This is a genomic window from Paenibacillus rigui, from assembly GCF_002234615.1.
Lineage (GTDB): Bacteria > Bacillota > Bacilli > Paenibacillales > NBRC-103111 > Paenibacillus_S > Paenibacillus_S rigui.
Genome location: NZ_NMQW01000047.1, coordinates 46,317 through 69,529, shown reverse-complemented (window position 1 = coordinate 69,529; position 23,213 = coordinate 46,317). Strand labels below are relative to the sequence as shown.

21 protein-coding genes and 2 pseudogenes are annotated in these 23,213 nt (G+C 46.5%); 4 read left to right on the top strand and 19 right to left on the bottom strand.

Features of this window, described 5'->3' with window-relative positions:
• Positions 1–57: 57 nt before the first annotated feature.
• Positions 58–309: pseudogene (locus CF651_RS25935) on the bottom strand (FAD-dependent oxidoreductase); the annotation flags it as partial.
• Positions 310–876: 567 nt separating this feature from the next.
• Here CF651_RS25935 and CF651_RS33435 point away from each other — a divergent pair.
• A complete protein-coding gene (locus CF651_RS33435) occupies positions 877–1,611 on the top strand; it encodes a glycosyltransferase (protein ID WP_094017776.1) in 735 nt (244 codons plus the stop codon).
• A gap of 60 nt (positions 1,612–1,671) precedes the next feature.
• Here CF651_RS33435 and CF651_RS25925 read toward each other — a convergent pair whose 3' ends face one another.
• The 14 genes and pseudogenes from CF651_RS25925 to CF651_RS25855 all read right to left on the bottom strand — a co-directional run bounded on the left by CF651_RS25925 (position 1,672) and on the right by CF651_RS25855 (position 16,426).
• Positions 1,672–2,061, bottom strand: a complete 390-nt coding sequence (locus CF651_RS25925) for a rhodanese-like domain-containing protein (protein ID WP_094017775.1) — start codon at positions 2,059–2,061, stop codon at positions 1,672–1,674.
• Positions 2,062–2,105: 44 nt separating this feature from the next.
• Positions 2,106–2,588, bottom strand: coding sequence for a DsrE/DsrF/DrsH-like family protein (locus CF651_RS25920; protein WP_094017774.1), 483 nt, complete (start codon positions 2,586–2,588; stop codon positions 2,106–2,108).
• A gap of 36 nt (positions 2,589–2,624) precedes the next feature.
• The gene (locus CF651_RS25915) at positions 2,625–2,933 is read right to left on the bottom strand and encodes a rhodanese-like domain-containing protein (protein WP_094017773.1); all 309 of its coding nucleotides are present in this window, start codon (positions 2,931–2,933) and stop codon (positions 2,625–2,627) included.
• Positions 2,934–2,967: 34 nt separating this feature from the next.
• A complete protein-coding gene (locus CF651_RS25910) occupies positions 2,968–4,116 on the bottom strand; it encodes an MBL fold metallo-hydrolase (protein WP_094017772.1) in 1,149 nt (382 codons plus the stop codon).
• A 300-nt stretch (positions 4,117–4,416) separates the two neighbouring features.
• Positions 4,417–5,343, bottom strand: a complete 927-nt coding sequence (locus CF651_RS25905) for an MBL fold metallo-hydrolase (RefSeq protein WP_094017771.1) — start codon at positions 5,341–5,343, stop codon at positions 4,417–4,419.
• 33 nt (positions 5,344–5,376) lie between these two features.
• Positions 5,377–6,057 carry a Crp/Fnr family transcriptional regulator gene (locus tag CF651_RS25900; RefSeq protein ID WP_094017770.1) on the bottom strand — a complete coding sequence of 227 codons (681 nt, stop codon included), beginning with the start codon at positions 6,055–6,057 and terminating at the stop codon, positions 5,377–5,379.
• Positions 6,058–6,198: 141 nt separating this feature from the next.
• On the bottom strand, positions 6,199–7,299 hold the full coding sequence (locus tag CF651_RS25895) for a GerAB/ArcD/ProY family transporter (protein ID WP_179233000.1): 1,101 nt from the start codon (positions 7,297–7,299) through the stop codon (positions 6,199–6,201).
• Positions 7,300–7,309: 10 nt separating this feature from the next.
• The gene (locus tag CF651_RS25890; RefSeq protein WP_179232999.1) at positions 7,310–8,470 is read right to left on the bottom strand and encodes a Ger(x)C family spore germination protein; all 1,161 of its coding nucleotides are present in this window, start codon (positions 8,468–8,470) and stop codon (positions 7,310–7,312) included.
• Positions 8,471–8,499: 29 nt separating this feature from the next.
• A pseudogene (locus CF651_RS25880) lies at positions 8,500–10,008 on the bottom strand (spore germination protein).
• Between the two features lie 249 nt (positions 10,009–10,257).
• On the bottom strand, positions 10,258–11,262 hold the full coding sequence (locus CF651_RS25875) for a LacI family DNA-binding transcriptional regulator (protein WP_094017765.1): 1,005 nt from the start codon (positions 11,260–11,262) through the stop codon (positions 10,258–10,260).
• Between the two features lie 49 nt (positions 11,263–11,311).
• On the bottom strand, positions 11,312–13,255 hold the full coding sequence (locus CF651_RS25870) for a beta-galactosidase (RefSeq protein ID WP_094017764.1): 1,944 nt from the start codon (positions 13,253–13,255) through the stop codon (positions 11,312–11,314).
• An 87-nt stretch (positions 13,256–13,342) separates the two neighbouring features.
• On the bottom strand, positions 13,343–14,167 hold the full coding sequence (locus tag CF651_RS25865; protein ID WP_094017763.1) for a carbohydrate ABC transporter permease: 825 nt from the start codon (positions 14,165–14,167) through the stop codon (positions 13,343–13,345).
• Entirely contained in the window at positions 14,167–15,015 is an 849-nt protein-coding gene (locus CF651_RS25860; protein WP_245856161.1) for a carbohydrate ABC transporter permease, read from the bottom strand. The genes CF651_RS25865 and CF651_RS25860 overlap by 1 nt, the downstream gene beginning before the upstream one ends.
• 94 nt (positions 15,016–15,109) lie before the next feature.
• Complete coding sequence (locus CF651_RS25855) at positions 15,110–16,426, bottom strand: ABC transporter substrate-binding protein (RefSeq protein ID WP_094017762.1); 1,317 nt, start codon at positions 16,424–16,426, stop codon at positions 15,110–15,112.
• Positions 16,427–16,828: 402 nt separating this feature from the next.
• On the opposite strand from CF651_RS25855, the gene CF651_RS25850 reads away from it, so the two are divergent.
• On the top strand, positions 16,829–17,185 hold the full coding sequence (locus CF651_RS25850; protein ID WP_094017761.1) for a group I truncated hemoglobin: 357 nt from the start codon (positions 16,829–16,831) through the stop codon (positions 17,183–17,185).
• Positions 17,186–17,272: 87 nt separating this feature from the next.
• On the opposite strand, the gene CF651_RS25845 is transcribed toward CF651_RS25850, so the two are convergent.
• Positions 17,273–17,977, bottom strand: a complete 705-nt coding sequence (locus CF651_RS25845) for a TrkA C-terminal domain-containing protein (RefSeq protein WP_245856163.1) — start codon at positions 17,975–17,977, stop codon at positions 17,273–17,275.
• Between the two features lie 194 nt (positions 17,978–18,171).
• Between CF651_RS25845 and CF651_RS25840 the strand changes: the two genes are divergently transcribed.
• A complete protein-coding gene (locus tag CF651_RS25840) occupies positions 18,172–19,614 on the top strand; it encodes a magnesium transporter CorA family protein (protein ID WP_094017759.1) in 1,443 nt (480 codons plus the stop codon).
• 7 nt (positions 19,615–19,621) lie between these two features.
• Here the strand turns inward: CF651_RS25840 and CF651_RS25835 are convergent, their stop codons facing one another.
• Positions 19,622–20,716, bottom strand: a complete 1,095-nt coding sequence (locus CF651_RS25835; RefSeq protein ID WP_094017758.1) for a winged helix DNA-binding domain-containing protein — start codon at positions 20,714–20,716, stop codon at positions 19,622–19,624.
• Between the two features lie 30 nt (positions 20,717–20,746).
• Positions 20,747–21,040, bottom strand: a complete 294-nt coding sequence (locus tag CF651_RS25830) for a hypothetical protein (protein ID WP_094017757.1) — start codon at positions 21,038–21,040, stop codon at positions 20,747–20,749.
• A 108-nt stretch (positions 21,041–21,148) separates the two neighbouring features.
• On the opposite strand from CF651_RS25830, the gene CF651_RS25825 reads away from it, so the two are divergent.
• Positions 21,149–22,186, top strand: coding sequence for a hypothetical protein (locus CF651_RS25825; protein ID WP_094017756.1), 1,038 nt, complete (start codon positions 21,149–21,151; stop codon positions 22,184–22,186).
• Positions 22,187–22,229: 43 nt separating this feature from the next.
• On the opposite strand, the gene CF651_RS25820 is transcribed toward CF651_RS25825, so the two are convergent.
• Positions 22,230–22,901 carry a FusB/FusC family EF-G-binding protein gene (locus CF651_RS25820; RefSeq protein WP_094017755.1) on the bottom strand — a complete coding sequence of 224 codons (672 nt, stop codon included), beginning with the start codon at positions 22,899–22,901 and terminating at the stop codon, positions 22,230–22,232.
• Positions 22,902–23,213: the final 312 nt, after the last annotated feature.

The following is a 23,213-nucleotide window of genomic DNA, read 5'->3' as shown; positions in this document are numbered from 1 at the left end:
TGCTATGTTGTTGGTCTTGCTTTTATTTATATACTACGTGCCTAACTGCGTATCACATACCCTTCTATTCGTCGGCAGCGTCAGATGGTTATCAGAGACAGCCTCGTACCAGCTCCAGTCGTTGATCATGATATCGTTGATATTCGCATCCCCCGCCAATACCGAGGACAACAGGATCCGGTTATAGTTCGGGTGCGGCTCGCTGCCGAAAATCGTAATTTCGTACTGGTTCGGCGCCAGCTTCAACAACTGCTCCACGGCGTTCACGCCTGCCATGCCGTTTCCGATAAGAACCAACTTCTTTTTCATCTATACCACTCCTTATTCGATGTCATCATTAATCACACAAATAACTCCAAATGAGATGCAAAAACTACAAAAGTAACATTCACCATCTTATATGTCATATAACATAACATTGATTATAATGTTACAATAACGTAAATTCCTGTTTATTTCAATGATAATTTCACAAATTATATGTCTAATTTTGATTCTTAATTTCCTATACACGTACGTTATTATCTGTATTTTAATTTAATGTTCGTTTATAATCATATTTCCATGTGATCCGACGTTTTATGTAGACCATAGCCCTAACATTCTCCATTTAAAATTGCGTTAGTATATATGACATAATAAGCAATTTCAGATTTTACGGATGTTTCTCAGAATAAAAGAGCCGGACATACGGAAATCGGTCTATTTTGCATAAATTTAAAAAAAACTGAAATGCAAACGCATTCAAATTGGAATGGAGCTTACTCTACCTAGAGACTTGTCCTCGGATAGAAAGCGGGAACCAACTTTGTTTTCTTGTCTTCCTGATATCGTCCATATCGTTCCTATTCTTTTTGAATATGATAGAAACGAGCCATGAATAGAAAGGAGATTCGCACTATGCCACACAAAAAGATTATTATTGGCATCGAATTCAATAATCGGTCTACACGAGGAAAAGAGTGGAGAATCGGGTTAAGAAAATCATGGATTGAGTACCGAATGTCCATTTTTATGAAGTACACCTTGCGGAGCCTTAAAAAGCAAACCAATCAAAATTTTACAGCCCTTATCCGGTATGCGGATCGCACCGAGCAGCTCATTCAACAGACGTTGATGAAGTACAAGCCTCTTCCGCGGAACATTCGCTTTGTCCGGGAAAGCCTTTATATCCCAACTCAAAGAAAGCTGTGCCGCGGCTATCCATATTTGTACCTTGTCCGCCTTGACTGCGATGATGTATATCATAAATCCTTCATCCAGCAGCTGTCTAAATTTCACCCGAAGCCAGGTACTCAAGCCCTCATTAACCAAAGGGGATATGTCTATGACAGCGTGCGACACCGTATTGCCAATATCACGAAATACTCTCCCCCTTTTTACACATTGATTTACCGGACCAAAGCCTATTTCCAAGGTAAAAGATATCGTCTACCCGGAGGACACACGGCTGTCATTCGACTGAAGCACGAAATTCTTAACAAAAAAGGGAAAAGGAACTATATGGTTGTCGTCCATCGGCGCAACACATTAAATCAAAGACTCCTTGCAAAGGGAAAATTTACGAAAAACCGTTCAAAAGTAAGAGCAGTGCTAAGAAAATATATATAAAGGCTTTGAACGAAAAAAAAATCATTAGCCTCTTTTAAAGAGCTAATGATTTTTTTTGAATTATTTGGTGACGACCTTCCCTTTCCATGACATTATCCCGCCCTGTAGATGGGTCAGCTCCCGGAAGCCCTTCTTGTAAAGAATGCGTGCGGCCTGTTTGCTTCTCATGCCGCTGCGGCAGTACAAGAATACACTTTTACCGGCAGGAATTTCAGTGGCCCGTTGCTTCAGCTGCGATAAGGGGATGTTGATTGCACCTGCAATATACCCTTGCTTCACTTCAGCCGGTTCACGAACATCAATTAATATCATGTTGTCGCTTCGTTTCGTCTCATTAAGAAACTGCTCCGAATCCAGTTGGCGAAGGCCCTTCGCTCCGGCGAAGCGCGAAATAACGAACCAGATGAGGAACAAGATGATTAGAGCATTTACGAGCATATTAAAATCCATACGATTTCCCCTCCGTTATGATTGGCATCTAACTTGGCAAATCATTAGATAAATAAATTCACCTTCGCATCTGCGGCATCCCCCAAGTAAGCAGCGACCCCTGCATACTCAATCCCGTCAAGCAGCTCTTCCTGCTGCAAGCCTAGCAGATCCATCGTCATCGTACAAGCTACCAGCCTCACTCCCTGCTCTTGCGCCAATTCAATAAGCTGCGGCAAGGTCAACGCATTATGCTTCTTCATGACGTGCTTAATCATCTTGGGACCGATTCCCCCGAAGTTCATTTTGGATAATCCGAGCTTATTTGCGCCGCGCGGCATCATTTTGGCAAACATCGATTCGAGCCAGCCTTTTTTTATTAGTACGGATTCGTCCTTCCGAAGCGCGTTAAGTCCCCAGAAAGTAAAGAAAATCGTTACTTCGTGATCGTAGGCAGCGGCGCCGTTCGCAATAATAAATGCGGCAATGGCCTTATCCAATTCCCCGCTGAAAAGAACAATGGTCGTTCTCTCTTTGTTTTCTCCCATGCTGAAAATCATCTCCTTATATTTTAAATTCATTATTTATTTACCGTAAACGATATCTCCGGTCCATTGCGACATCCCGCCGGGCATGTTGACAACGTGATAACCCATCGAAGCAAGGAAGCTGCAGGCTTGACCGCTTCTATTGCCACTGCGGCACACGACAATCGTTTCCTGCTTCGGGTCCATTTCATTGAGTGCCCGGGCAATGTGTCCCAATGGAATATGCTTGGCGCCTGGAATATGGCCCGACTCCCATTCCTCCGGTTCCCTTACGTCAAGAACAACAATAGCTTCGTTCCGTTTCATTCTTTCCAGAACTTCTTCAGGCTTCTGCTCTTTATACATCGTTGAATTCCTCCTCTGTTTTATTCAATCAGGTTTAGGCGTCATGAACCGCGCAGCGGTTAGGGCCGATTTCCATCTCTCTTTGTTCCTCCACCGAAGGAGTTATTTTCCCCATATTGATTTGGCGAATTTCTTGATAGGCATTAGGCTGCGGCGGCAATTTCTCAGTAACGGTGCGGCGGAAGGCGGCTTCGTCCTGAATATTCAAGCCGGGGTTTTGCTTGAACAGATCGCCGAGACGGGCAGACACCCGACCTCCCTCACCCAGCTCTGTTACTTTGCCGAAATGGGCGGGCAGCACAATGAGATCTTCCGACAGCTGCTTGTAGCGTTCATATAGAGTGGTTCTAAGATCGCTAACCCAATCCTCAGCTTTGCCAGCCAAATCGGGACGCCCAATCGATTCCACGAATAAAATATCTCCCGAAAGCAAATATTGATGATCAACAACGAAGGAAGTGCTTCCGATCGTATGCCCAGGCGAATACAGCGGCTGGATCTCAATTTCAGTATGCCCTACAACAATTTTCCTTCCCTCTTCAAGCTTCTCATAAGGGAACACGACTTCCTCCGCATCCTTTGGCGGCAGCCAGTAGGTAGCTCCTGTCAATTCGGCTAAATGTCTTCCGCCGGAAATATGATCGGCATGAAGATGGGTATCGATCGTATGTTTGATTTGGATATTTCTTTCTTTGGCGTATTGGGTGAAAGCATCTGTCATGCGTACCGCATCAATAACCGCCGCTTCTCCATTCGAGATGATCATATACGATAGACAGCCTTTCCCGACGCGGACGAATTGAACCAACTCGCCACCGTCTCTCAGTCCGCCAATCGTAACAGGCTCAAGATGCTCGCTCCAAGCTTTCATCCCGCCGATCAAATAAGAAACGTTTTGTTTACCTTGCTCTATTAGTTGTTCCGCAACAAATTTCGATGAGCCTTCCTTGGCACAGACGACCAATACTTCCTTATCATCCGGAATTGAATCCAGAATAGATTCCACTCCGTCTATCAGCTCAAAGTAAGGAGTGTTCATGATGTGAACATGCTTCCCTTCAATTTTCCAATCCTGAAAGTCGCTTTCGTTTCGTACATCCAGAATGAATAGGCTCTCGTTATTCACAACCTTTTGGCTTAACTGTGCCGCGCTCATTCCTTGCAATTGACCTTGTGGTGCCATCTTATAATTCCTCCCCAAAAATAGTATGGTGAACACAATGCTATTCTTTGAAGCCTTTTTATTAAAACAGTTTGCTTGCTAAACTAACTGCCATATACCCCATAGGGTATGTTTATAGGCAAAAAAAATGGGCTAAGCTTCAAGGACCTAAAATCCTTTTTCAAAATGCATATACCCGTATGGGTATGTATATACTATACTCAATTCAATAACCTTCGTCAACCCCGAAATAAAATTAATATTTTCAACATAAAAAAAACGCCTCGCACAAATTCAAATGTGCCCAAGGCGTTTGGAAGCTCATTTACTTAAATCGAACGACATCAGATCCCGGCCAACCGTAATTGTACCCTTATAAATATCTCGCATGCCCGCAATATACTCTTCCTCTGCGTTCTCAAGTGCTGCCGGCGCAGGAATATGATGGGTTAGCACGAGATGCTTGACCTCCGCTTGCCTCGCAAGGTCGGCCGCTTCCAATGTCGTCGTATGATATTTGGCCGGATTGGAAAGTGCCTTCTCATACGCCGGGTACTTGCTGATTAAAGCATCCAGCCATGGCTTGTTATACGCTTCATGAACCAGTAAATCCACTCCCTGGCTGTACTTCACCATATTGGGCACAGGAATCGTGTCTCCGGAGATGACGACAGACTTGCCGTTATATTCGAATTTGTAAGCTACCGCAGGGTAAACCGGGCGATGATCTACTTCAAAGGCCGTAATCTTAATCCCATCTTGGTCATACACGACGCCCTCGTTCCGTTCCGTATATTCGATCCGCGCCCCCGCTTCGTCCGATAAATTGTAGCTTACCCGAAGCTTCACGTCGAACTCGAACGACTCTCTCATTTTACCAATGATGTCCTTCGTCGTTTCGGGTCCGTACACCTGCATCGGCACGGATCTGCCTTCAAATACACGCTCGGCAGTAATGTGTGTCCTCCAGCTCGTAATAAATACATCAAAGAATCCGCCATTGTGGTCATAGTGGTGGTGTGTAAACAATACATCCGAGATTCGCTGCGGCATCACGCCTGCCTTAATAAGCTGGTCTACGACACCGCCGCCGCAATCGACCAGGAACGTCTTATGACCCGCAAGCACAGCAACGGCCGGTTTGGCTCTGCCGTAAAAAGCCCGGGGGGACCCGGTCCCTAATAAAATTACTTTGAGATGCTCATGAAACTCGGGTTGCAGATTTTCCTGTGGTTGAATTTGCATCATATTCTTCCTCTCCGGGGATGTGAATTAAAATCATTACAATGAAGACAAAAATTGTTCCGCATCATAAATAAGAATTTGCTTCTTTTCGTACCGAATGATGCCAAGCTCATTCCATTTATTCAAGTTTTCCGTAATGGTCTGCCTGCTGCATCCAATAATATAAGACATTTCTTCATGGCTTAAGGGCAGCGAAATATGAATTTCGTTGTGCTCCCGTTCCCCCAGCTGGGTAAGAAAATGGCCTAACCGCCAACCCACAGGCCGGGATATTAAGGTTTCGACATAGGATTGCATATGCAGCAGCCGGCGCGCATTGGATACGGTTATTGCATAAAGCAGCTCGGGCTGGCTTAATAGCAAGCTTGTAAAATGAGCGGCCGGGACCAGCAGCACCTCGCATGGAACAATACAACGGGCAAATCTTTGTCGACGCTGCCGGGTCAAAACTTCCGCTACTCCGAATATTTCGCCGGGACTTCTTAAAAATAAGGTAATCCCATGGCCTTCCTCGGCAGATTGCGATATTTTGACAAGCCCGGTATGCACAAAGTAAATGTACTCGCATTCATCCTCTTCCCTGAAAATAAACTCATTTTTCCGGTAGGATCTTGCAGTACCGTATTGTTCGAACAGCTTGGCAATTAACAGTTCCTCACTCTGATCTGCTCTCTTCTTGATTTCCAAACCCGGAGGGGGATCCGGTCTTTCCTTCATGACTACAATCACCTCACACTACGACAGCCCAATCCTCAGTTATCTTATTGGTATTATATAAAATGTATTCAAAAAGAAACAGTCGCCTAGCCGACATTTTGAATATTTTCTGGATGAGGGCAGCCGCAGTCCTTTTGTGCTTTACCGCAGCTTCATCCTTTTATGTCTAATCAGCGCAAGCATAAACAGCATCAACGGTCCTCCACCCATCAGGATGGGAAAGAAATATGGACCTGCGATTTTTTGCGGGAATATCACTGAAATTTCCTCGTAATTCAGCGGAATGAGCGCCAGCAGCAAGGCGACAACGGCTACCGTCCAGACAGGATATGTCCAATTCTTTAGACCGAGAAGCTGTGATGTGCCATAACCTGCAACGAACAAATATAAAGAAAGCTTTGTAAAAATACTCATGATCCAGACGGTGATCACGATAGCGTCCAGATTTTCAATAATTCCGGCTATGGAGATGGAGCGTACAATCATTAACATCGGGTACGGATAGCTGCCTGCCACAACAGGACCGAACATGAGCAGGCTGACGATGCACGAAACAACGGCTGCTATGCCTGACAGCATAACTCCCCCTACGGCATGGGTAATAACACGCTTGCGCTGCACAACAAAAGCGATCAAAACAAGAATCATGATACAATCCCCTAGAAAAGTCGCCGCAGGCAAGGCCCCTTTCATTATGGCCAAATACCCGTTGTCCCAATAAATGGGAAGCAATCGATCTTTATTGATCTCATTCATAACCAGGAACATAGGCCCCGCCACACCAATCAAAATAAACGGCCCGGTCAGCTCACAAATTCGGGCAATCACGCCTATACCGTGCAGTGTCGGGTACAGAACAACAAGAAGCATTAAACTTTCAATGACCGGCACCGGCGTCTTCGGCATGATCGTACCTGTAATAAATAAACTGAATTGCTTTAATATCACGGACAGGATGATAATCCAAAACAAGATATACAGTGCGGAAACCAGACCGCCGATCCACTTGCCCAGCAATATACGGCTGTATTCCACTAAGGTTTGCCCCGGGAACATCATGCTTAATTGGGCGCAAATGAAGGCAATACCCATCCCGATTCCTGTCGATAGGAACATCGATATCCATGCGTCCTGCTTTGAAATTTGAATGGTTGGCGATGTTGTGAGCAATATGGTCATAATAATTTGCATGCTTACCATCATCCAAAACAGCTGTCTGCCGGTTAACGACATATCTCGCATGGAATCTCCTCTATTCTTTCTGTAAGTGGGCTCGATTCGGGATATTGGATATCCCCGGCTTATGAATGGTGAGGTCCGTATCCACCTGAACATCGATTGTCGGGAATTTTGAGCTCCAATCGTTTTTGATTTGACTCCATTGCTGCGGATATTTTTTATGAAAAGCATTTGCGAAGCCTATGACATCGGCTTTATTCACCTGCTGCAAACGCCGGATAGTGTCTACCAGTATATTCTTTACCTCCTCATTAAACGGCTCCTCAAGCTTTCTCATATTGTTGAAGCCTCTGCCAATAGTAAGCTGCGATGTATTCTGGATCACGTCGGCGTTGACTGACAATTTGACCTTCATACGCCAAATCCCGTTCTCGATTGAAGGAAGAAGCTTGGTATCGGTATCCACAACTCGAATGACGACCTTTCCGCCTTCGACTTTTCTAGTTAAGGTGACATTCCGTCCAAGCTCGGCAGGATGCATCAAACGAATGCCCATCTCAGCTTCGCGGTCCAGGTAACCAATAAGCTTTTTCTTATAAATAATTGCCATTCCTTCTACCGTGAGAAAAGTTTTCTGTGCTTGGTTGGCAATTGACATGTCCAGAGAAGCCACGGGAAGTATGAAAGCTCCGGATTCTCCACTGGACTTCTCTTCTACCAAATGCATAGTGGAGTAATGCGTCGTCGGCTTCTGCGCAAGCTTTATTAAGGTTTCATAGGTATTGGGATCATTTTGTGACTCCAACAGCTTTCTGGCCGTTCCTTTGCAAATAAAAAAATTCGACTGTTCCCGCGGCTGAATATCTCTGTACAAGAAATCAAATTCTTCGGATAGCCCCCGTCGTCCCAACGCTTCACCGAAAAAATAAGCTTTCGTATGATCCCAGGAAAAATAGCGGGGAAGCTTCTTTTGTAATTCGGTTAAAGCGTCAGGCATAGAGCTGCCTTTACTGGATATTGTATAAACGTTGCCGTCTCCCCCGCCATTGGAGGTTCCCGAGCCTGTCGGATTGGGTATAAACACCTGAACGGTCAGCTCCAATTGATCGTCAGCGCTTTTATCGATACCAGCTGAAATAATCAACGCCATATCATTGACCTCGATCCGGTCCCAGCACCCTGCCAAAAATAACGGAATCCATAGCAGCGAGAGAAAAGACAGCAGCAATTTCATTCCAATACTCCTCTGAGCACGATGATGAATCATGGTTTGTCATCAGACTTTCTTTTTCGATTCCCCTGTGCATACTGGGCCGGCCGGAATTTCATCTTTTTAAGAGGCGCCCGAATCAGTACGTCCTTAAGACTGCCAGTTGAAATCGGCGCCAATGGCGATAAATAGGGCACACCGAAGGAACGCAAAATACATAAATGACTAATAATAAACAACAATACGATAATAAGTCCAAATAAACCAAGCAGCCCTGCCAGAATCATAATCGGAAATCGGAGCATCCGCAAAGCGATACTGGCTGGATATTGCGGCATCATAAAGGATGAAATCCCCGTTATAGCCACAACCATGACCATGGGTGCCGAAACAAGACCTGCTTGAATGGCGGCTTGTCCAATGACGAGCGCTCCAACAATACTGACTGCAGACCCTACCTGTCGTGGCAGCCGGATGCCTGCTTCTCACAGCGCCTCGAACGTAATTTCCATGATTAGTGCCTCAAGGAGTGCTGGGAACGGAATTTCTTCACGCGATTTAGCCACACGAAGCAGGAGCGTCGTCGGAACCATTTCGTGATGAAAGGTTAATACGGCAACATAGAAAGCCGGCGCCAGCAGCGCAATAAGCAAAAACAAATACCGAAGCCATCGAATGAGTGTTCCTATAAGGTACCTTTGATAATAATCCTCAGGAGATTGCAGCATCGACCAGAAGGTTGCCGGCGCAATAAGAACTATCGGCGTCTGATCTGTAATAATAAGGACTCGGCCTTCTAATAGGGAAGCTACCGCCACATCAGGACGTTCCGTGGTCTGCAGCTGCGGGAAGGGGGAATAGTTGCTTCCTTCAATCAACTCTTCAATGAAACCGCTCTCCGCGATTCCGTCTATGTCGATATGTGAAATGCGTTCGGTCACTTGCTTGATGACATCCGGCTTCGCGATACCCTGGATGTAAGCCATGGTTACCTCGGTTTTGGAGTAGCGGCCTATGGTGAAGGACTTGAATTTTAACGCCGGCGTTTTTAACCTTCTTCGGATGAGAGAGGTATTCACAGGCAAGGCTTCGATAAACCCGTCACGGGCACCGCGCACGACAGACTCCGCCAGCGGCTCTTCTACAGACCGCATATCATATTTGACAAGTCCGATCGATAAGGCCGCCGGAAGCGTGTCAATCAGTACAACGGTTTGTCCTGCCAATGTGTCGGTCAAAATTTCACCGATGGTGCGGAGCTCTTCTCTATCTGACACGGTAATATGATCCATGACCTTGTCCATCGATTCGAGCAGATGCGGATCGCTCTTCTTGAGCGGTTCTAGTACATGCCCGTCCAGAAGCTCTGTGTCTACCATGCCGCGGATATACAGCACAGCAGCCTTAATCCCGCTATCCAAACGAAAGTCTATACAGATTACGTCATCACAGTCAGTAAAAATTGTGTTTATCTGCTGAAGATTGACGTCAAGCTCGGCTGACACCTTGGTATGAAATACTTCCTTGTCAATGCTCGGATCCTCAGGAAACGGCGTATTCATTCCAGGCTCCCCTCTGATAAAATGTCTATTTGACTATTGTTATGCTCCCTAATGATGGTTGCTATACATTATTTACATGTCAACCCCGGCTTGAAGCCAAAGTTCCTCTAAGCTGGACAGGCACTTTACCATAAAAAAAGAGAAACCCCTAACCAACGTCCGGCTCTTATCGCCTTTAACGTCGTCGTGGTTTCTCCCCAGTCTCCTATTTGTATATGCTTTTATCGTACTTCCGCCAATGAGCCTAAGCTACTGGCAGCTGTCCCTGACGATGAGCTTCGTCGGCAGTACGACCTTCTTCGGAATTTCTCTTTTGGTTGTCATCCGCTCCGTAAGCAAATCCACCGCCGTCTCTCCCATAAACTCTACGTGAACCTTAACCGTTGTCAACGGAGGCTGCAGAAAAGCAGAAATAGCAATATCATTGAATCCGACAATGGATATGTCCTGAGGTACCCGCAGCTTGGCTTCATAAATAGCGCGCAGTGCACCCACAGCCATTGAGTCGTTCTCAATGAAAAAAGCCGTCGGCACCTTGTCCTGCCCAATCGCTTCTTTCATCAGCTGGTACCCGTCCTCGGAATACAGGTTACCGCTTGTATAGATGTACTCCGGTCTGAACAATCCCCGGGATTTCATCCAATCCGTAAAGGCCAGCTCCCGTTCGTCCTTGACCGGCTTCTGATTGAACAGATTGTGGCCGCCGATGAATCCGATCTCCTTGTGACCAAGCTCGTGCAGGTAGTTCAGCACCTCGACAACCGATTTCCGCAAATCAATGACAACCGAATCAAAACGGCTCTCATCCGGAGAAGAGTCAACGAAAACAATATGATCCAGATCCGCAGGGAAGCGATCCAGGTCGTCACTTTCGAACCGCCCAATTGCAATAATGCCGTCGACGGGCTCCCCTCCCAAATCCTGCTTCATCGTGTCGGCTTTACAATATAGATTTACCAGATCAAGCTGCCGCAGAAAGCATTCCTTCTCAATGCTGAGACGTATCGCCATGTAATAGGGATCGAGCATCTCCTCCTGGTCCGAATACCAGTTAATGAGCCCGATGCGTGACCGTTCTTTCATATGCTGACCGGAACGTTCCCGGAGTGTTCTGTAATTCAGTTTTTCTGCAACCTCGAATATTCGTTTTCTCGTGTCATCCGATACCGAGAGTGAGGGGTCGTAATTCAGCACCCGGGATACCGTTGCAATGGAAACACCCGCTTTATGGGCTATATCTTTAATGGTAGCCATATTCATAGTCCTTCCTGCTACATCAACGATATGTCCCTCACAACCGCCCTTACACTTCCACTATTTTACTTTCATAAGGAGCGAGCTTATGGTCATGGAACATTCTCGTCTCTGCCGTATGATTCATAATAAACCAGTATCGTTGTTGGCCATCCGTACGTTCGTAGACCTCAATACCGGCTTCACTTTCAATATGACAGATTTGCTGTTGTTTGACAATATGCTCCGCCAGCTCATTCAGCACTTCGGAATCGACACCGCCGCCTACATAGTACACCGTACCTTGTCCATAGCTGTTACGGGTCACCGCAGCTTTCGGGTAAAACGGATCATCGAAGCTGTACAAGGTCTCCGCTGTAACGGGTGTCAGCAAATCACGCCATACCATGCAGGCGTACCTTCGGCCGGAAGCACCTGATTCCACAATAGGCATGGATACACCTGCCGGCAGCGCCTCGGTCCCTTCAACGACAACCCCGGTCATTTCACGGACGAAGCCAGGCAGCTCGATACCGAAATGAATATTATTATTCTTATCCTTCAACCCGGTACGATATGAGAAGAGTACGGTGCCCCCCTGCTTCGCAAATGCGGCAAGCCGCTCGCCGAGGCGCTGATCAATTATTTGCAGTACAGGGACGACCAACACTTTATATTTAGTAAAATCCCGGTCCGCAGGAATGACATCCATATGCACATTTAGCCCGTGAAATGGAGCATACAGCCGCATCAGCTCCGATTTGAAATCGAACGCTTCGCTCTGCTGCTGGAAGCGCCATGACCAAACATTGTCGTAATCATACAGCACGGCAACCTCGGAGACGATCTCGCTTTGCAGAAGCGTTGCATAAGGTTGAATACCGCTGAACACGCGCTGCACTTCCTCATATTTGCGCCCGCGTTTGTTATCATGATCCACGATTCCGTAGCAGAACTGCTCCGCCCCCCGGGTCATGCCTCTCCAGCAAAAATACAGCATATCGCTGCAGCCATGCGCGAAGGCTTGGTACGACCACATCTTCGCTTGATCCGGTCTAGGCAAGTATCCAATCACGTTATGCCCTTGCGCTCCCATCAGCTCTTCCACAATCCAAAAATTTTGACCCTTCAACCCCCGGTTGAAATCCAGCGTCATTGCAATTTCTGCCGGAGGAATCGGCTCGGCCAGCCCGCCCCACACGGGATAATTATCGTAAGACACAAAATCGAACGGCTTCATGTGCTCATCGTGATCAAACCATTTACTGAAAAAGCCCCCCGAGGCATTGGTTGTAACCTGCTGATGCTCACCTTTATGGGATCGCACGATGTCTGTCAGCTCATGGGCATAACGGTTCAATGAATAAGAACGAAAACGGGCCCAGTCAAGCTGAAGCGACGGATTGTGCGTTGTGATCGTTTTGGATGGAATCGGAATCTCCGAAAAATCGTTGTAGGTCTGTCCCCAGAAAATGGTGCCGTAAGTTTCGTTCAGCGCACGGATATTCGGGTACTTCTTCGATAGATACTGTTGAAAAGCCGTATGACACTGACTGCAGTAACACATGTCGCTGCCCTCATGCCCGAATTCATTATCGACCTGCCAAACCACAATCGTCGGTTCATTTGCGAAATGCTTGACCAGCTTTTCTGTAATTCTCGCGCTATATATGCGGTATTCCTCGGAATTAAAGCAATACTGGCGTCTGCCGCCGTATACTCTGGTCAGTCCGGCTTCATCACGGGATAAAATTGAAGGATGCTTCTTTGCGAGCCATGCCGGAAATGTAGCTGTCGGTGTGCCGAACATGATTTCCAGCCCGCGCTGCTTTGCTTTTGTGATCACTTGATCATAAAAGGAAAAGTCAAATTCCCCTTCCTTGCTCTCCATCAAATGCCAGGCAAATTCCCCGATACGCACCATGTTGGCGCCCAAGCCCTTGATCCCGTCCAGATCCTCATCTATCAGCTCCAGAGGCCAATATTCCGGATAATAGTCCACTCCAAGATACATAATTGAATCTCCTCCTAAAAGTTTGCCAAAAAAACCTTACGAAAGCCTGCTCTGGTTGCCAGGCAAACCTTTTGCCGCCTGAGGTTTCTACTCCTTGACAGCCGTCCCCAGCATACCCGAAATAAAATGCCGCTGCAGCAGCAGGAAAAATAGTACGATAGGTCCCGTCGCAATGGTAACACCCGCCATGACTTGACCGTAGTCGATCCGGGATAATCCGAACAAACTGGATAAAGCAATCGGGAGCGTGTACATCTCTTTGGTATTAATTACGATCAGCGGCCACAAAAAGCTGTTCCACTGATACATAAACAGGAAAATAGCCGTTGCTGCCAAAGCGGATTTCATCGATGGTAAAATAATTTTTGTAAACAAGCCCCACTCGCTGATTCCGTCAATCCGCCCTGCTTCCATTAATGCATCGGGAACAGCCAGCATATTTTGTCTCATCAGGAAGATTGCGAATGGATAAGCCAGGTTGGGTAAAATAAGCGCCTGATACGTATTCAGCCAGCCCCAGGCAGCCATCATTTTAAATAATGGAATAATTAGCGCATGCGTCGGCACCATCATGGACATCAAAAAGATGCCGAAAATGAGGTCACGCCCTTTAAAACGGAACTTAGCGAAGGCGTAGCCGGCCATAGAGCAAATCGTCAAGCTTAACGCCGTATAAATAATTACCACGACAACCGAGTTCAGCACCACCTGACCGATTCCAATGGCATTGTTCAAATTTTTGATGTTTTGTATAAACATATCGCCTGGCGACAGCACCGGAGGCTTCGCGAATATTTTACCGCTCGGGTTAGTTGCGCCGATGACCGCCCAATAGAAGGGGAATAAGGAAACCACTGCGCCCAGGATGAGCAATAAATACTTCAGAAAAGAACCAAAGCTGTTCTGTCTCATTATTCATCCCCCGTTACTTTAAATTGCACGTATGAAATAATTCCGATCAGCACCACAATCACATAAGCTAAAGTAGAGGCATAGCCAAAATCGAAAAACCGGAAGCCTGTCTGATACAAATACATACCGATGGTAAGCGTAGCATCGCTTGGACCGCCTTTGGTAAGCGTATAAGGCTCGTCAAACAGCTGTAAGGTTCCGATCGTGGATAAAATGGCCGTAAACAGCAGCACTGGTTTCAGCTGTGGAATCGTAATGCTGAAAAACTGCTTCAGCTTCCCCGCACCATCCAGATCCGCCGCTTCGTACAGAGATTCAGAAATATTTTGCATCGCGGCCAAATGAATAATCATGTTGTAGCCGGTCCAACGCCATGTCATGACGAGTATGAGGGCAACCTTCGCCCATATCGGGTTGGATAACCACGGCACTGGAGCAATCCCCAGCTGGCTGAGTGCCTGATTCACGATTCCGTCTCCCATCAGCATGATGGAGAAGATAATCGAGCAGGCCACAAGCGAGGTGACGGCCGGCATAAAATAAGACACTCGGAAAATGCCTTTCCAATGCTTTAAGGAGTTCAAAATCGATGCAAGCAGCATCGACAGGAGCAGCATGATCGGCACTTGGATAATCAGAATGATGAAGGTGTTGCAAAGCGCCTTCCAAAATATTTTATCGCTGAACAACCGCTTGTAATTTTCTACACCGGCATAAACCATGACGCCCCCATCACTCTTCTGAAAGCTGAGCAGGAAGGAATAAATAATCGGATATGCCATAAACACCGCAAATAATACGACGGCTGGCAGCAGAAACAAATAGGGCACATATGATTTTTTTTGCACTTTCGTACCTCCTGCATGAAAACTGGGATGATTCGTTCGTTGTTGTAAGCACAAGAGATTCAGGAGGTCCTGAATCTCTTGTACTGCACATCCATTAGTGAGCAGCGACCTCACGCTTGCTGCGGTCTTTCAGTCTGTTGGCCGCCTCCGTCAACGCGTCGGCAGGCTTTTTGCCGTTAAATACATCGGATTGCGCTTTGACAGCTTCATCGTTCCCGATGGAATAATCCTTGGTGTAGTATGGCGTTGGGATTTTCGGCATTTCCTCTGTAAACAGCTTCCAGATTGTCTGGTTCGAGAAGAACTGTTCCGGCTTTTGGAATACATCCTTGCTGTATACGCTGGAAAGGGACGGGAACAAGCCGTATTTCTCCATAGCCGTTTGCTGAACGTCAGGCGTTGTGGAGAAGTAGTCCATAAACTGGTAAGCTGCATCCGCTTGCTTGGAGTTCGCTGTAATATACCAGCTGCTTCCCCCCAGGTTCGCTGCACGATTGCCGCCTTTTTCAAAGGCAGGGATTTGGAACACGCCCCATTTGCCCTTGGTGTCCTTCGCTTGGTCAATAATCGTTCCGTAGTACCACGCCCCGAATGGAATCGTAGCAACAGAGCCGTTTACTGTAGCGGAAACGGTACCGTCCCAGCCGTTTACATCTTTAATGAGACCGGCATCGTTCAGCTTCTTCTGCATATCCATGGCTTGAACCACTTTAGGATTTGTCAGATCAATTTTGCCGTCCTTATCGAAATAGAACACGCCCAATTGATTCTGCATAATACGGAAGGTGGCGTCGTCCTTGAATTTATCCATCGGAAGCATGGAAGCACCCGTTTTGTCCTTGATCGTTTTGCCTGCAGCCAAGTAGTCATCCCAAGTCTCGATCTTGGAAGCGTCTACCCCTGCTTTGGCGAACAAGTCTGTGCGATAAAACATCCCTGCTGGACCTGCATCGAATGGGAAGCCGTAAATCTTGCCGGCGTTGGATACCAATTCCTGTTTGAACTTAGGGAATTGGGTAATTTTTTTATCGTAGCCTTTAGCCGTCAAATCCAGAAAACCCTTAGGGAATGCGCTCAAATAGCCCTGTATGCGGTCATCCTCAACCAGTACGATGTCTGGCAAGCCGGCACCTCCGGCAGCAAGTCCTGTTGAAAGCTTGTCGTACACGTCAAGACGGCCGATATCTTCCACTTTCAAATCTACATTCGGATTCGTTTTCTGGTAGCTTGCCATGGCTTCTTTCAACGCGCCTACATTGACGTTCCATGCCCATGCGGTAAGAGTGACTTTGCCTCCCGCACCTGCACCTGCATTGTTCCCTTGCCCCGCTTCTTTATTGCCGCTTGAACAAGCAGTCAATGCCAAGGAAACCGTCATTAACGATACGACCCACTTTGAAGCTTTTTTCATTTGTTGTCTTTCTCCTCTCATAATTGGGTAGACCATCTGTGATAAAAGGATAAAATTTTAGTAAAATGAAATCGATGCCTATTTCAGCGTCATCATTGGCTGAAAGCGATCTCTTTTACTAATCACATTTAACCACCTTTTTTACTTAAAATCAATATTTTTTTACTTAATTTTTTACTTAACAAAATCCCTTTATGGAAGAGAGTCCGCCTCTCCATCGACTAATTTACCCATTTCCTTTATAAAACATCCAAATCAGCCGCGAGCTCCACCCACGTTTAATTCAAGCTTTATCCACGATTGAGCTGATCGGAACGATTTAAGCGGACAAGACCTGGTGCAGGAATATTTTACACCTTGCAGGGTATCCTACAGCTTAACAACTTTTTTAAGGAGGAAGCGATGAGCACGTTATATGATAAGTTTGGCGGGGAAGGAACCATTGCCAAGGTTGTGGATTACTTCTACGAATTAGTCTTGGCCGATGATACGGTCAATACATTTTTTGAACATACGGATATGGAGAAGCAGCGTCAGCACCAGACCAAGTTTATTAGCTATGCTTTAGGAGGGCCGAATCAATACACGGGTGGAGCCATGTCCAAGGTTCATCAAGGCATGAATTTGCAGCCTGAGCACTTTGATGCCATTGTCAAGCATCTCCATGCTGCCCTTGCGCATTTCGGTGTAGGAGAGGATGATATACATACTGCTTTGGCAAAAGTGGAGTCTCTTCGAGGGGACATCATTTATAAGTAACTGTTCCAAAGAAGTGAGGCCAGCTTGTTGAATGCAACAGACTGGCCTCTTTTTGTTATGTCGGAGGGAGCTGGCTGACTTACCAAATTACAGCTCAACAGCATGCTCTTCACTTTGCATGTCCTCTTTCATTTTGTCTAATTCAAAGCTGAATTTTGCTTCAATCGCTGACTTACTCCCATATACGAATAAGACATCTCCCTCTTGAACGATTAACTTCAAGCACTGATGTCTTATTTTCTCGATGCCCCTTTGAACGAACAGGACGATCATATCTTCCTCCGGATCGAAAATAGATTGTAGAGGCTGGTTCACCGTCTTAGATTGTGCCCCTATGGAAATGGCCTTGAGCATGTCATTTTCACAGGTGTAAAGCACTTCCTCCACAGGCAGCTCATGCAGCTCGAATTCCTTCCTTAGGTGATGCTGAAATTTGCTGCGGAGCAATCGCATCACCATCTTATTTTTCATCACCGTCAAAATCAGAATCATCCCGATTGCCATCAGACTTACATGTGGAAGTCTGAAATTTTGCTCGATTAGGCTGCTGATACTTGAAATCAACACGGCCAGTGAAAAAACACCGAACAAAATAAGAAACATCGCAATGTTTCGACGAATCGGATGTCGTGAGATTAACTCCGATTCCTTTGTTGTAAATCCGGTGGCAGTCAACATGGATATGGCTTGAAACCGTGCTATCTCCTCATTCAATCCGGACAAAATCAAAAGCACCGAAGAGATTTCAACTACGATCATAATGAACAAAAGATAGATTAGGATAAACAGCATTCCCACGTGTGCTCGCCTCCCTATGATCTGTTCTGCTCCATGTACCTCCCCACTATATTAACCTTCCTTGAAAGAGAATGAACCTTCGCTAATTCCGAAGCGAATGCACAATGATTTGCGAGTCTATGATTGACGCGGCTCTTCCTGGTGTATTACTAACTATACATAAATTTGTGCGAACGGGAGTGTCGTGGATGGAGAACGAACAGCCGCTCTTGGAAGAAAAGAAACTCAAATCGGCTCTGCTGCAATTCATATTTCCTTTCTCGCTCCATAGTGATTGTCAGCTCAAGCTAAAAAAACAGCTTACGGCAGATGGGTATATCCCCTTTCGATTGGATCATTTGGAATTAGAGGACGCATTCTATGGCCCTGGATACCGGATTTCCCATCAAAGCCTGGAACGCTATTATTTACCTTTTACCAATAGTGTCATCTTTCCTCATGAGGAATCCAAGCACGGGTTTCAAAGATATTCGAAGCGCTTGGAGCTCATATGCTCATTGGAATCGCCCAAATGGTCGTTCGAGCTGCATATCCATTCGGTCGATGTTGTGCTTTGTCCGTATGATCTGGGCTTTATTACGATTCGGGTCGAGCTCCCGTGCGAGGATTTAGCTTTTACCCAAGCCTTGGAAGTCGCCAGCCGCTTTCGCGTGCTTCAAAATAGGAATGAACACGATAAACTAGTTCAGCTGTCGGTAGCAAGCAGCCGTTTTGATGAAATGGAGGATTTTATATTCAAAGTGCTGGTGCCAGGCATGCTTCCTTTTGTCGATAAAACTGAGCTGGAGGCATCCTATTTTGAAAAGCTACCCTTTTTTGTGGATGAGTGCATGTATGTTCAAGGCTTGATTTCGTTTACCGATCAGAGTCAAATCCATGAAGCCGATTGTTATCGCGCCTCCAAAATCGATGGGATGGATGATGAGGGAAATGCCTATATCAGTGCTACGAATATGGATTACATTCGAAAATATTTGGAAGGTCATCTATACGATCGTTGGGGGCCGAACACCTACTATGTCAGCGAGGAAAGTTCATTTTTTTGCTTGACGAAGGAGTCGAAAGAAGTCTCCACGGCTCTAGGGAATCATATGTACGGGGAGTACTACTACGGAGTGCTGATTAACCTGTTTTATAAAATTGTACTGCTCAAATTGTCCAACCGCTATTCCCATGTGCAGCTGGATCAAAACCAGGAGGAGATCGAAGACCTGATCCGTTCCATTACAACCTTCTCAGCCAGATACTATTTCCTTGAGGTTATATCCAAGTCACAAGGAAAGGAGCTGTTTGTCCAGCTGCGCCATCATCTTGGAATTGATGAGCTATTTGGCGATGTAAAAAAAACACTATCCGATTTGTACAAATATCAGGAGACCTTCAGGACCAAGCGTTCCAATTACCTGCTGCTGATCCTGACGATCTATACGGTCATTAGCGGTATTTACGGGATGAACCAGGTTATCGAGGATTTGAAGGCACCAATTGATTGGGGAAAGCTGAAAGCTTATTCCATCTTCGAATATATTGCTCTCGGCGTCACCGTATCTGGAATCTGCATCGCCGCGGGACTTGGGATCGCCACGTTGTACCGGCTGGCAAAAGAACGGAAAAGAGCTAAGGCGGAGTAAGCGACGCTTAGACCTTGATTTGGAAAGCAGTAGATACTAGAGGCTGCCCCATAAACTCACCGTACTTACGGCCGCACTCTACGATCTCGTCCTCCCTACCATGATGAGGGGTAAATAGATGGAACTCCATCTCCAAGCCCTTTTTCTTGCTCGTACGTTTCCATATCCCTGCAACTTGCCCGTCTATCACGATCGTCGGCATAAATACGCCGTTATTCCCAGGTATAATATGGGGCGCATATTCCGCCTTTAATACGGCGGTACGGTCCTTGTAGCCCAGCAGATGCTCGTCAAAGCCCGGGAGTAAATAAACAGAAGAATCCGCATGGGAAGCTTCCGGAACATCAGACGTGCCTTGCCAAAAGATTTGATCGTTCACCTTGAACGATGCCAATCGGGACTGAACCGCGTCAGCTCCCTTCCGGGCATCCGAAAGCGTAATGCCAGCCCACCAGGCAAAATCATGTACAGTCGCCGGTCCATGACTCGTAAAATAGGTTGCGGCAAGCATTGCCAATGATTCGTCCTTATGGACTTCTCGGGTCCTTGGAACCCACTCGTCCAATAACACGAATGTTTGCTGCTTCCCCTCCCTCGGTCCCATACATAGTATGCCGGACTGGGCGAGATACCAGAGCAGATGATAGCCTCTTTGATGATTCGTCCGAATACCGGCTTCCTCCAAGAGCTGCATGAGTTCAGGGCGAGTCATTCGCTTGCGTTCCTCTAAAGCATCGCAAATCATCCGTTTGCATTGTTCTAGGATGTCCAGGGTCAGCTCCAATTGCATCAGCCTCCGGCCGTCCTGAGCAAGGAGGCGTGAAGCGGAAAGCTGCAGCATCCATCTTACGTTCTCCGGGGGTACAAAATGTATCGTACCGCGCATGGGCCAAGTAAGTACAAGCTTCCGGTCTGCAATGGACTGCTCGATAAGCTGGGCGGTGGAGGCTTTCATTCGCAAACCGATGGCCCAGAGTGCTTGATGGTAATCTTGTGCTTGCAGTGCGCCGAGACGCTTGACCACTTGCTCAGGACAAGTGGCTCTGGCTCCGCTGATTCCCAAATTAAATAACCTCCGGTAAGGTAACCTTTGCTCCTTCATGGATTGCCTCCTAACATCCCTGCCTACAAACTAATGCTCACTGAACTCGATATCGTTAAAATCATGTATGTACTCCAATTTATGATCTGCCTGGTGAATGGCCGAAGCGAACAGTTCCTTATAAGATGTTTCTGTAACAGCAATTCGATTATCTCTTTGTTTCCACTGCTTCAACACTTCTTCCGATATTTCAAAAGGCAGCAGCGGTTTGATCGATCTCTTGCTATGTACCACAATCATTCTGCTCCCGTCCATGGCAACAACGACATTATTCTTGTAGACCATTTGTAAATGCTTTTCTTTCTCTGTCTGATATACGCTCATACGTTCCCCTCCGTTTGACATTAATTATATAATATGTGAGGTCAGGAAAACAATAAGAATAAAGTAATAGATGGTATAATAAAGGTATAGAAATGGAGGCTGATAGCGATGAAAGTAGGAACTGCACGTAGCCATGCTGCGGACTGGGTCCGGCTGCACTCCGCCCAAGAAAGCGGTTTTGTTGGAGCTTATTTCAGCGGATCGACGGTAGCCCTTCCGGAACAATCCGAGCTTCCTGCGGCTTCCGATGTCGATATTGTGATCGTCCTGGATCAGGCTGACCCCCCGCTCAAGCTTGGGAAGTTTATTTATCAAGGTGTCCTGTTGGAGGTAACTTATTTATCCTCGAACCTGTTTACCTCTGCTGAAGAGGTGTTGGCCTCCTATCATCTGGCAGGCAGCTTCCGCGTCGATACCCTCATCGCAGATCCCTCCGGCCGCCTTCGCATTTTGCAGGGACAGGTAGCAGCCCATTTTGCGGAAATGGCTTGGGTTCGGCGCAGATGCGATGATGCAAGACAGAAAATCGTCAATGGCCTGCAATCAATAGATCCTTCGGCTCCATTACATACTCTGGTGACTTCATGGCTGTTTCCAACCGGCATTACTACCCATGTGCTGCTGGTCGCCGCTCTGCGGAACCCCACAGTACGGCTTCGTTACCTTGCCGCAAGAGAAGTGCTTCAGAGCTACGGACACATCGGACTTTATCCCGATTTGCTGAGCTTGCTGGGCTGCACCCATCTGACAGCTGAACAGGTCGAGCATCACCTTCATCAGCTCATTCCTTTGTTTGATACGGCTGCCGCCGTCTCCACAACTCCTTTTTTCTTCCGTTCCGACATTGCTCCTGCCGCTCGTTCCATCGCTATAGACGGCAGCCTTGAACTCATTCGATCCGGACATCACCGTGAGGCGGTTTTCTGGATCGTCGCAACGTATGCACGCTGCCTTACCATTCTAGCAGCCGATGCGCCTAACCTGCAGCAACCGTTTCAATCGGACTTTGAAGCGGTCATAGCGGATCTTGGCTTGACTTCCAGAGAAGCGATCTTGAAGCGAGCCGAGGCTGTCCTGGACTATGTGCCCGAGCTGTGGACCACGACCGAGGCTATTCTGGCAGCAAATGAACGTATTTCAGATTGACAAAAAAACTCCCTTTTCAGGGAGTCTTCTGAAGCTCAACGGATCATCGGTAACGATGGATATCATCGCCAATAACCTGATGAATGAATTTTTCCAACGCAGTTACGTCCGTCATGTTCTTGTTACATAAATTACTATGCAAACATAGATAGTTGCCGACAGCTTTATAATAGTCCGGAGATGCATTAGCAGGTCTGGACTTGGATACGGCTGAAAATAAGGCAACCTCCTCGTGCTTATTGCAAATAAAGCAGACGCCCTTCTTGTGGGTCGGGGTATACTTGCCTTCGATCCCAACAATACTTCCATTCAAAGGATAAACGATAAACATTTTATTCGTAGCAATATCCGACCAGCCCAGGTAGGTCATGTGCCCATAATCTAGCGCGGCTACATTAGGAATAACGAGCTTCTTGTTTTTGTGAAAAAGCTTCTTCATCTGCTGTCCTGTCACTTGCGGGAATGGCTCGAGAACGAATTCCAGCGAACGAAGATAAGCTTGAAAATCCTCAGCCGTTTGCATGTCGGTGACTTGGGTTAGCATCTGATGCTCTGCGTCGGTCAAAGTAACGAATGCATCTATGATTTTGGATTGTGCGCTGTACCTTACCGATTCCACAATCTTCGTATCCGAAACCGTTCTGTAGGTGTGCTGCAAAATCCCGATTTGTTTGTTAATTAAGTTATATTGATGGTTTCTAATAAATGGTTTCATGAAGTTTCAGCCCCTTATAATAATTGAAAATAATTAATAAGGTGCAAAACCAAGCATTAGAAACGACATAAGCTAAGGTTGGGCGATAGAGTTAATTCTTAATTCCGCCCCATGCAAAGTATCGCCTCCAATACCAGGCTTTGCATGAGTATTTCGAGTCCCGGCAACTTGATTTGCCATCTAGTAACACCTCCTCGTGTAACCCATATTATATTATAAGTGTACGTCTGCTTCAACGGAGACACTTCTATTACCATTTCTCGACCGGGCCAACTTTGTGTAGGGACATTCACACATATTCCTCCTCGTTAA

Coding starts and splice junctions, on each gene's coding strand:
- CF651_RS33435 (WP_094017776.1), top strand. CDS start 877: ATGAATAGAAAGGAGATTCGCACTATGCCACACAAAAAGATTATTATT.
- CF651_RS25925 (WP_094017775.1), bottom strand. CDS start 2,061: ATGGATTTTAATATGCTCGTAAATGCTCTAATCATCTTGTTCCTCATC.
- CF651_RS25920 (WP_094017774.1), bottom strand. CDS start 2,588: ATGGGAGAAAACAAAGAGAGAACGACCATTGTTCTTTTCAGCGGGGAA.
- CF651_RS25915 (WP_094017773.1), bottom strand. CDS start 2,933: ATGTATAAAGAGCAGAAGCCTGAAGAAGTTCTGGAAAGAATGAAACGG.
- CF651_RS25910 (WP_094017772.1), bottom strand. CDS start 4,116: ATGGCACCACAAGGTCAATTGCAAGGAATGAGCGCGGCACAGTTAAGC.
- CF651_RS25905 (WP_094017771.1), bottom strand. CDS start 5,343: ATGATGCAAATTCAACCACAGGAAAATCTGCAACCCGAGTTTCATGAG.
- CF651_RS25900 (WP_094017770.1), bottom strand. CDS start 6,057: ATGAAGGAAAGACCGGATCCCCCTCCGGGTTTGGAAATCAAGAAGAGA.
- CF651_RS25895 (WP_179233000.1), bottom strand. CDS start 7,299: ATGCGAGATATGTCGTTAACCGGCAGACAGCTGTTTTGGATGATGGTA.
- CF651_RS25890 (WP_179232999.1), bottom strand. CDS start 8,470: ATGAAATTGCTGCTGTCTTTTCTCTCGCTGCTATGGATTCCGTTATTT.
- CF651_RS25875 (WP_094017765.1), bottom strand. CDS start 11,262: ATGGCTACCATTAAAGATATAGCCCATAAAGCGGGTGTTTCCATTGCA.
- CF651_RS25870 (WP_094017764.1), bottom strand. CDS start 13,255: ATGTATCTTGGAGTGGACTATTATCCGGAATATTGGCCTCTGGAGCTG.
- CF651_RS25865 (WP_094017763.1), bottom strand. CDS start 14,167: ATGAGACAGAACAGCTTTGGTTCTTTTCTGAAGTATTTATTGCTCATC.
- CF651_RS25855 (WP_094017762.1), bottom strand. CDS start 16,426: ATGAAAAAAGCTTCAAAGTGGGTCGTATCGTTAATGACGGTTTCCTTG.
- CF651_RS25850 (WP_094017761.1), top strand. CDS start 16,829: ATGAGCACGTTATATGATAAGTTTGGCGGGGAAGGAACCATTGCCAAG.
- CF651_RS25845 (WP_245856163.1), bottom strand. CDS start 17,977: ATGCTGTTTATCCTAATCTATCTTTTGTTCATTATGATCGTAGTTGAA.
- CF651_RS25840 (WP_094017759.1), top strand. CDS start 18,172: ATGGAGAACGAACAGCCGCTCTTGGAAGAAAAGAAACTCAAATCGGCT.
- CF651_RS25835 (WP_094017758.1), bottom strand. CDS start 20,716: ATGAAGGAGCAAAGGTTACCTTACCGGAGGTTATTTAATTTGGGAATC.
- CF651_RS25830 (WP_094017757.1), bottom strand. CDS start 21,040: ATGAGCGTATATCAGACAGAGAAAGAAAAGCATTTACAAATGGTCTAC.
- CF651_RS25825 (WP_094017756.1), top strand. CDS start 21,149: ATGAAAGTAGGAACTGCACGTAGCCATGCTGCGGACTGGGTCCGGCTG.
- CF651_RS25820 (WP_094017755.1), bottom strand. CDS start 22,901: ATGAAACCATTTATTAGAAACCATCAATATAACTTAATTAACAAACAA.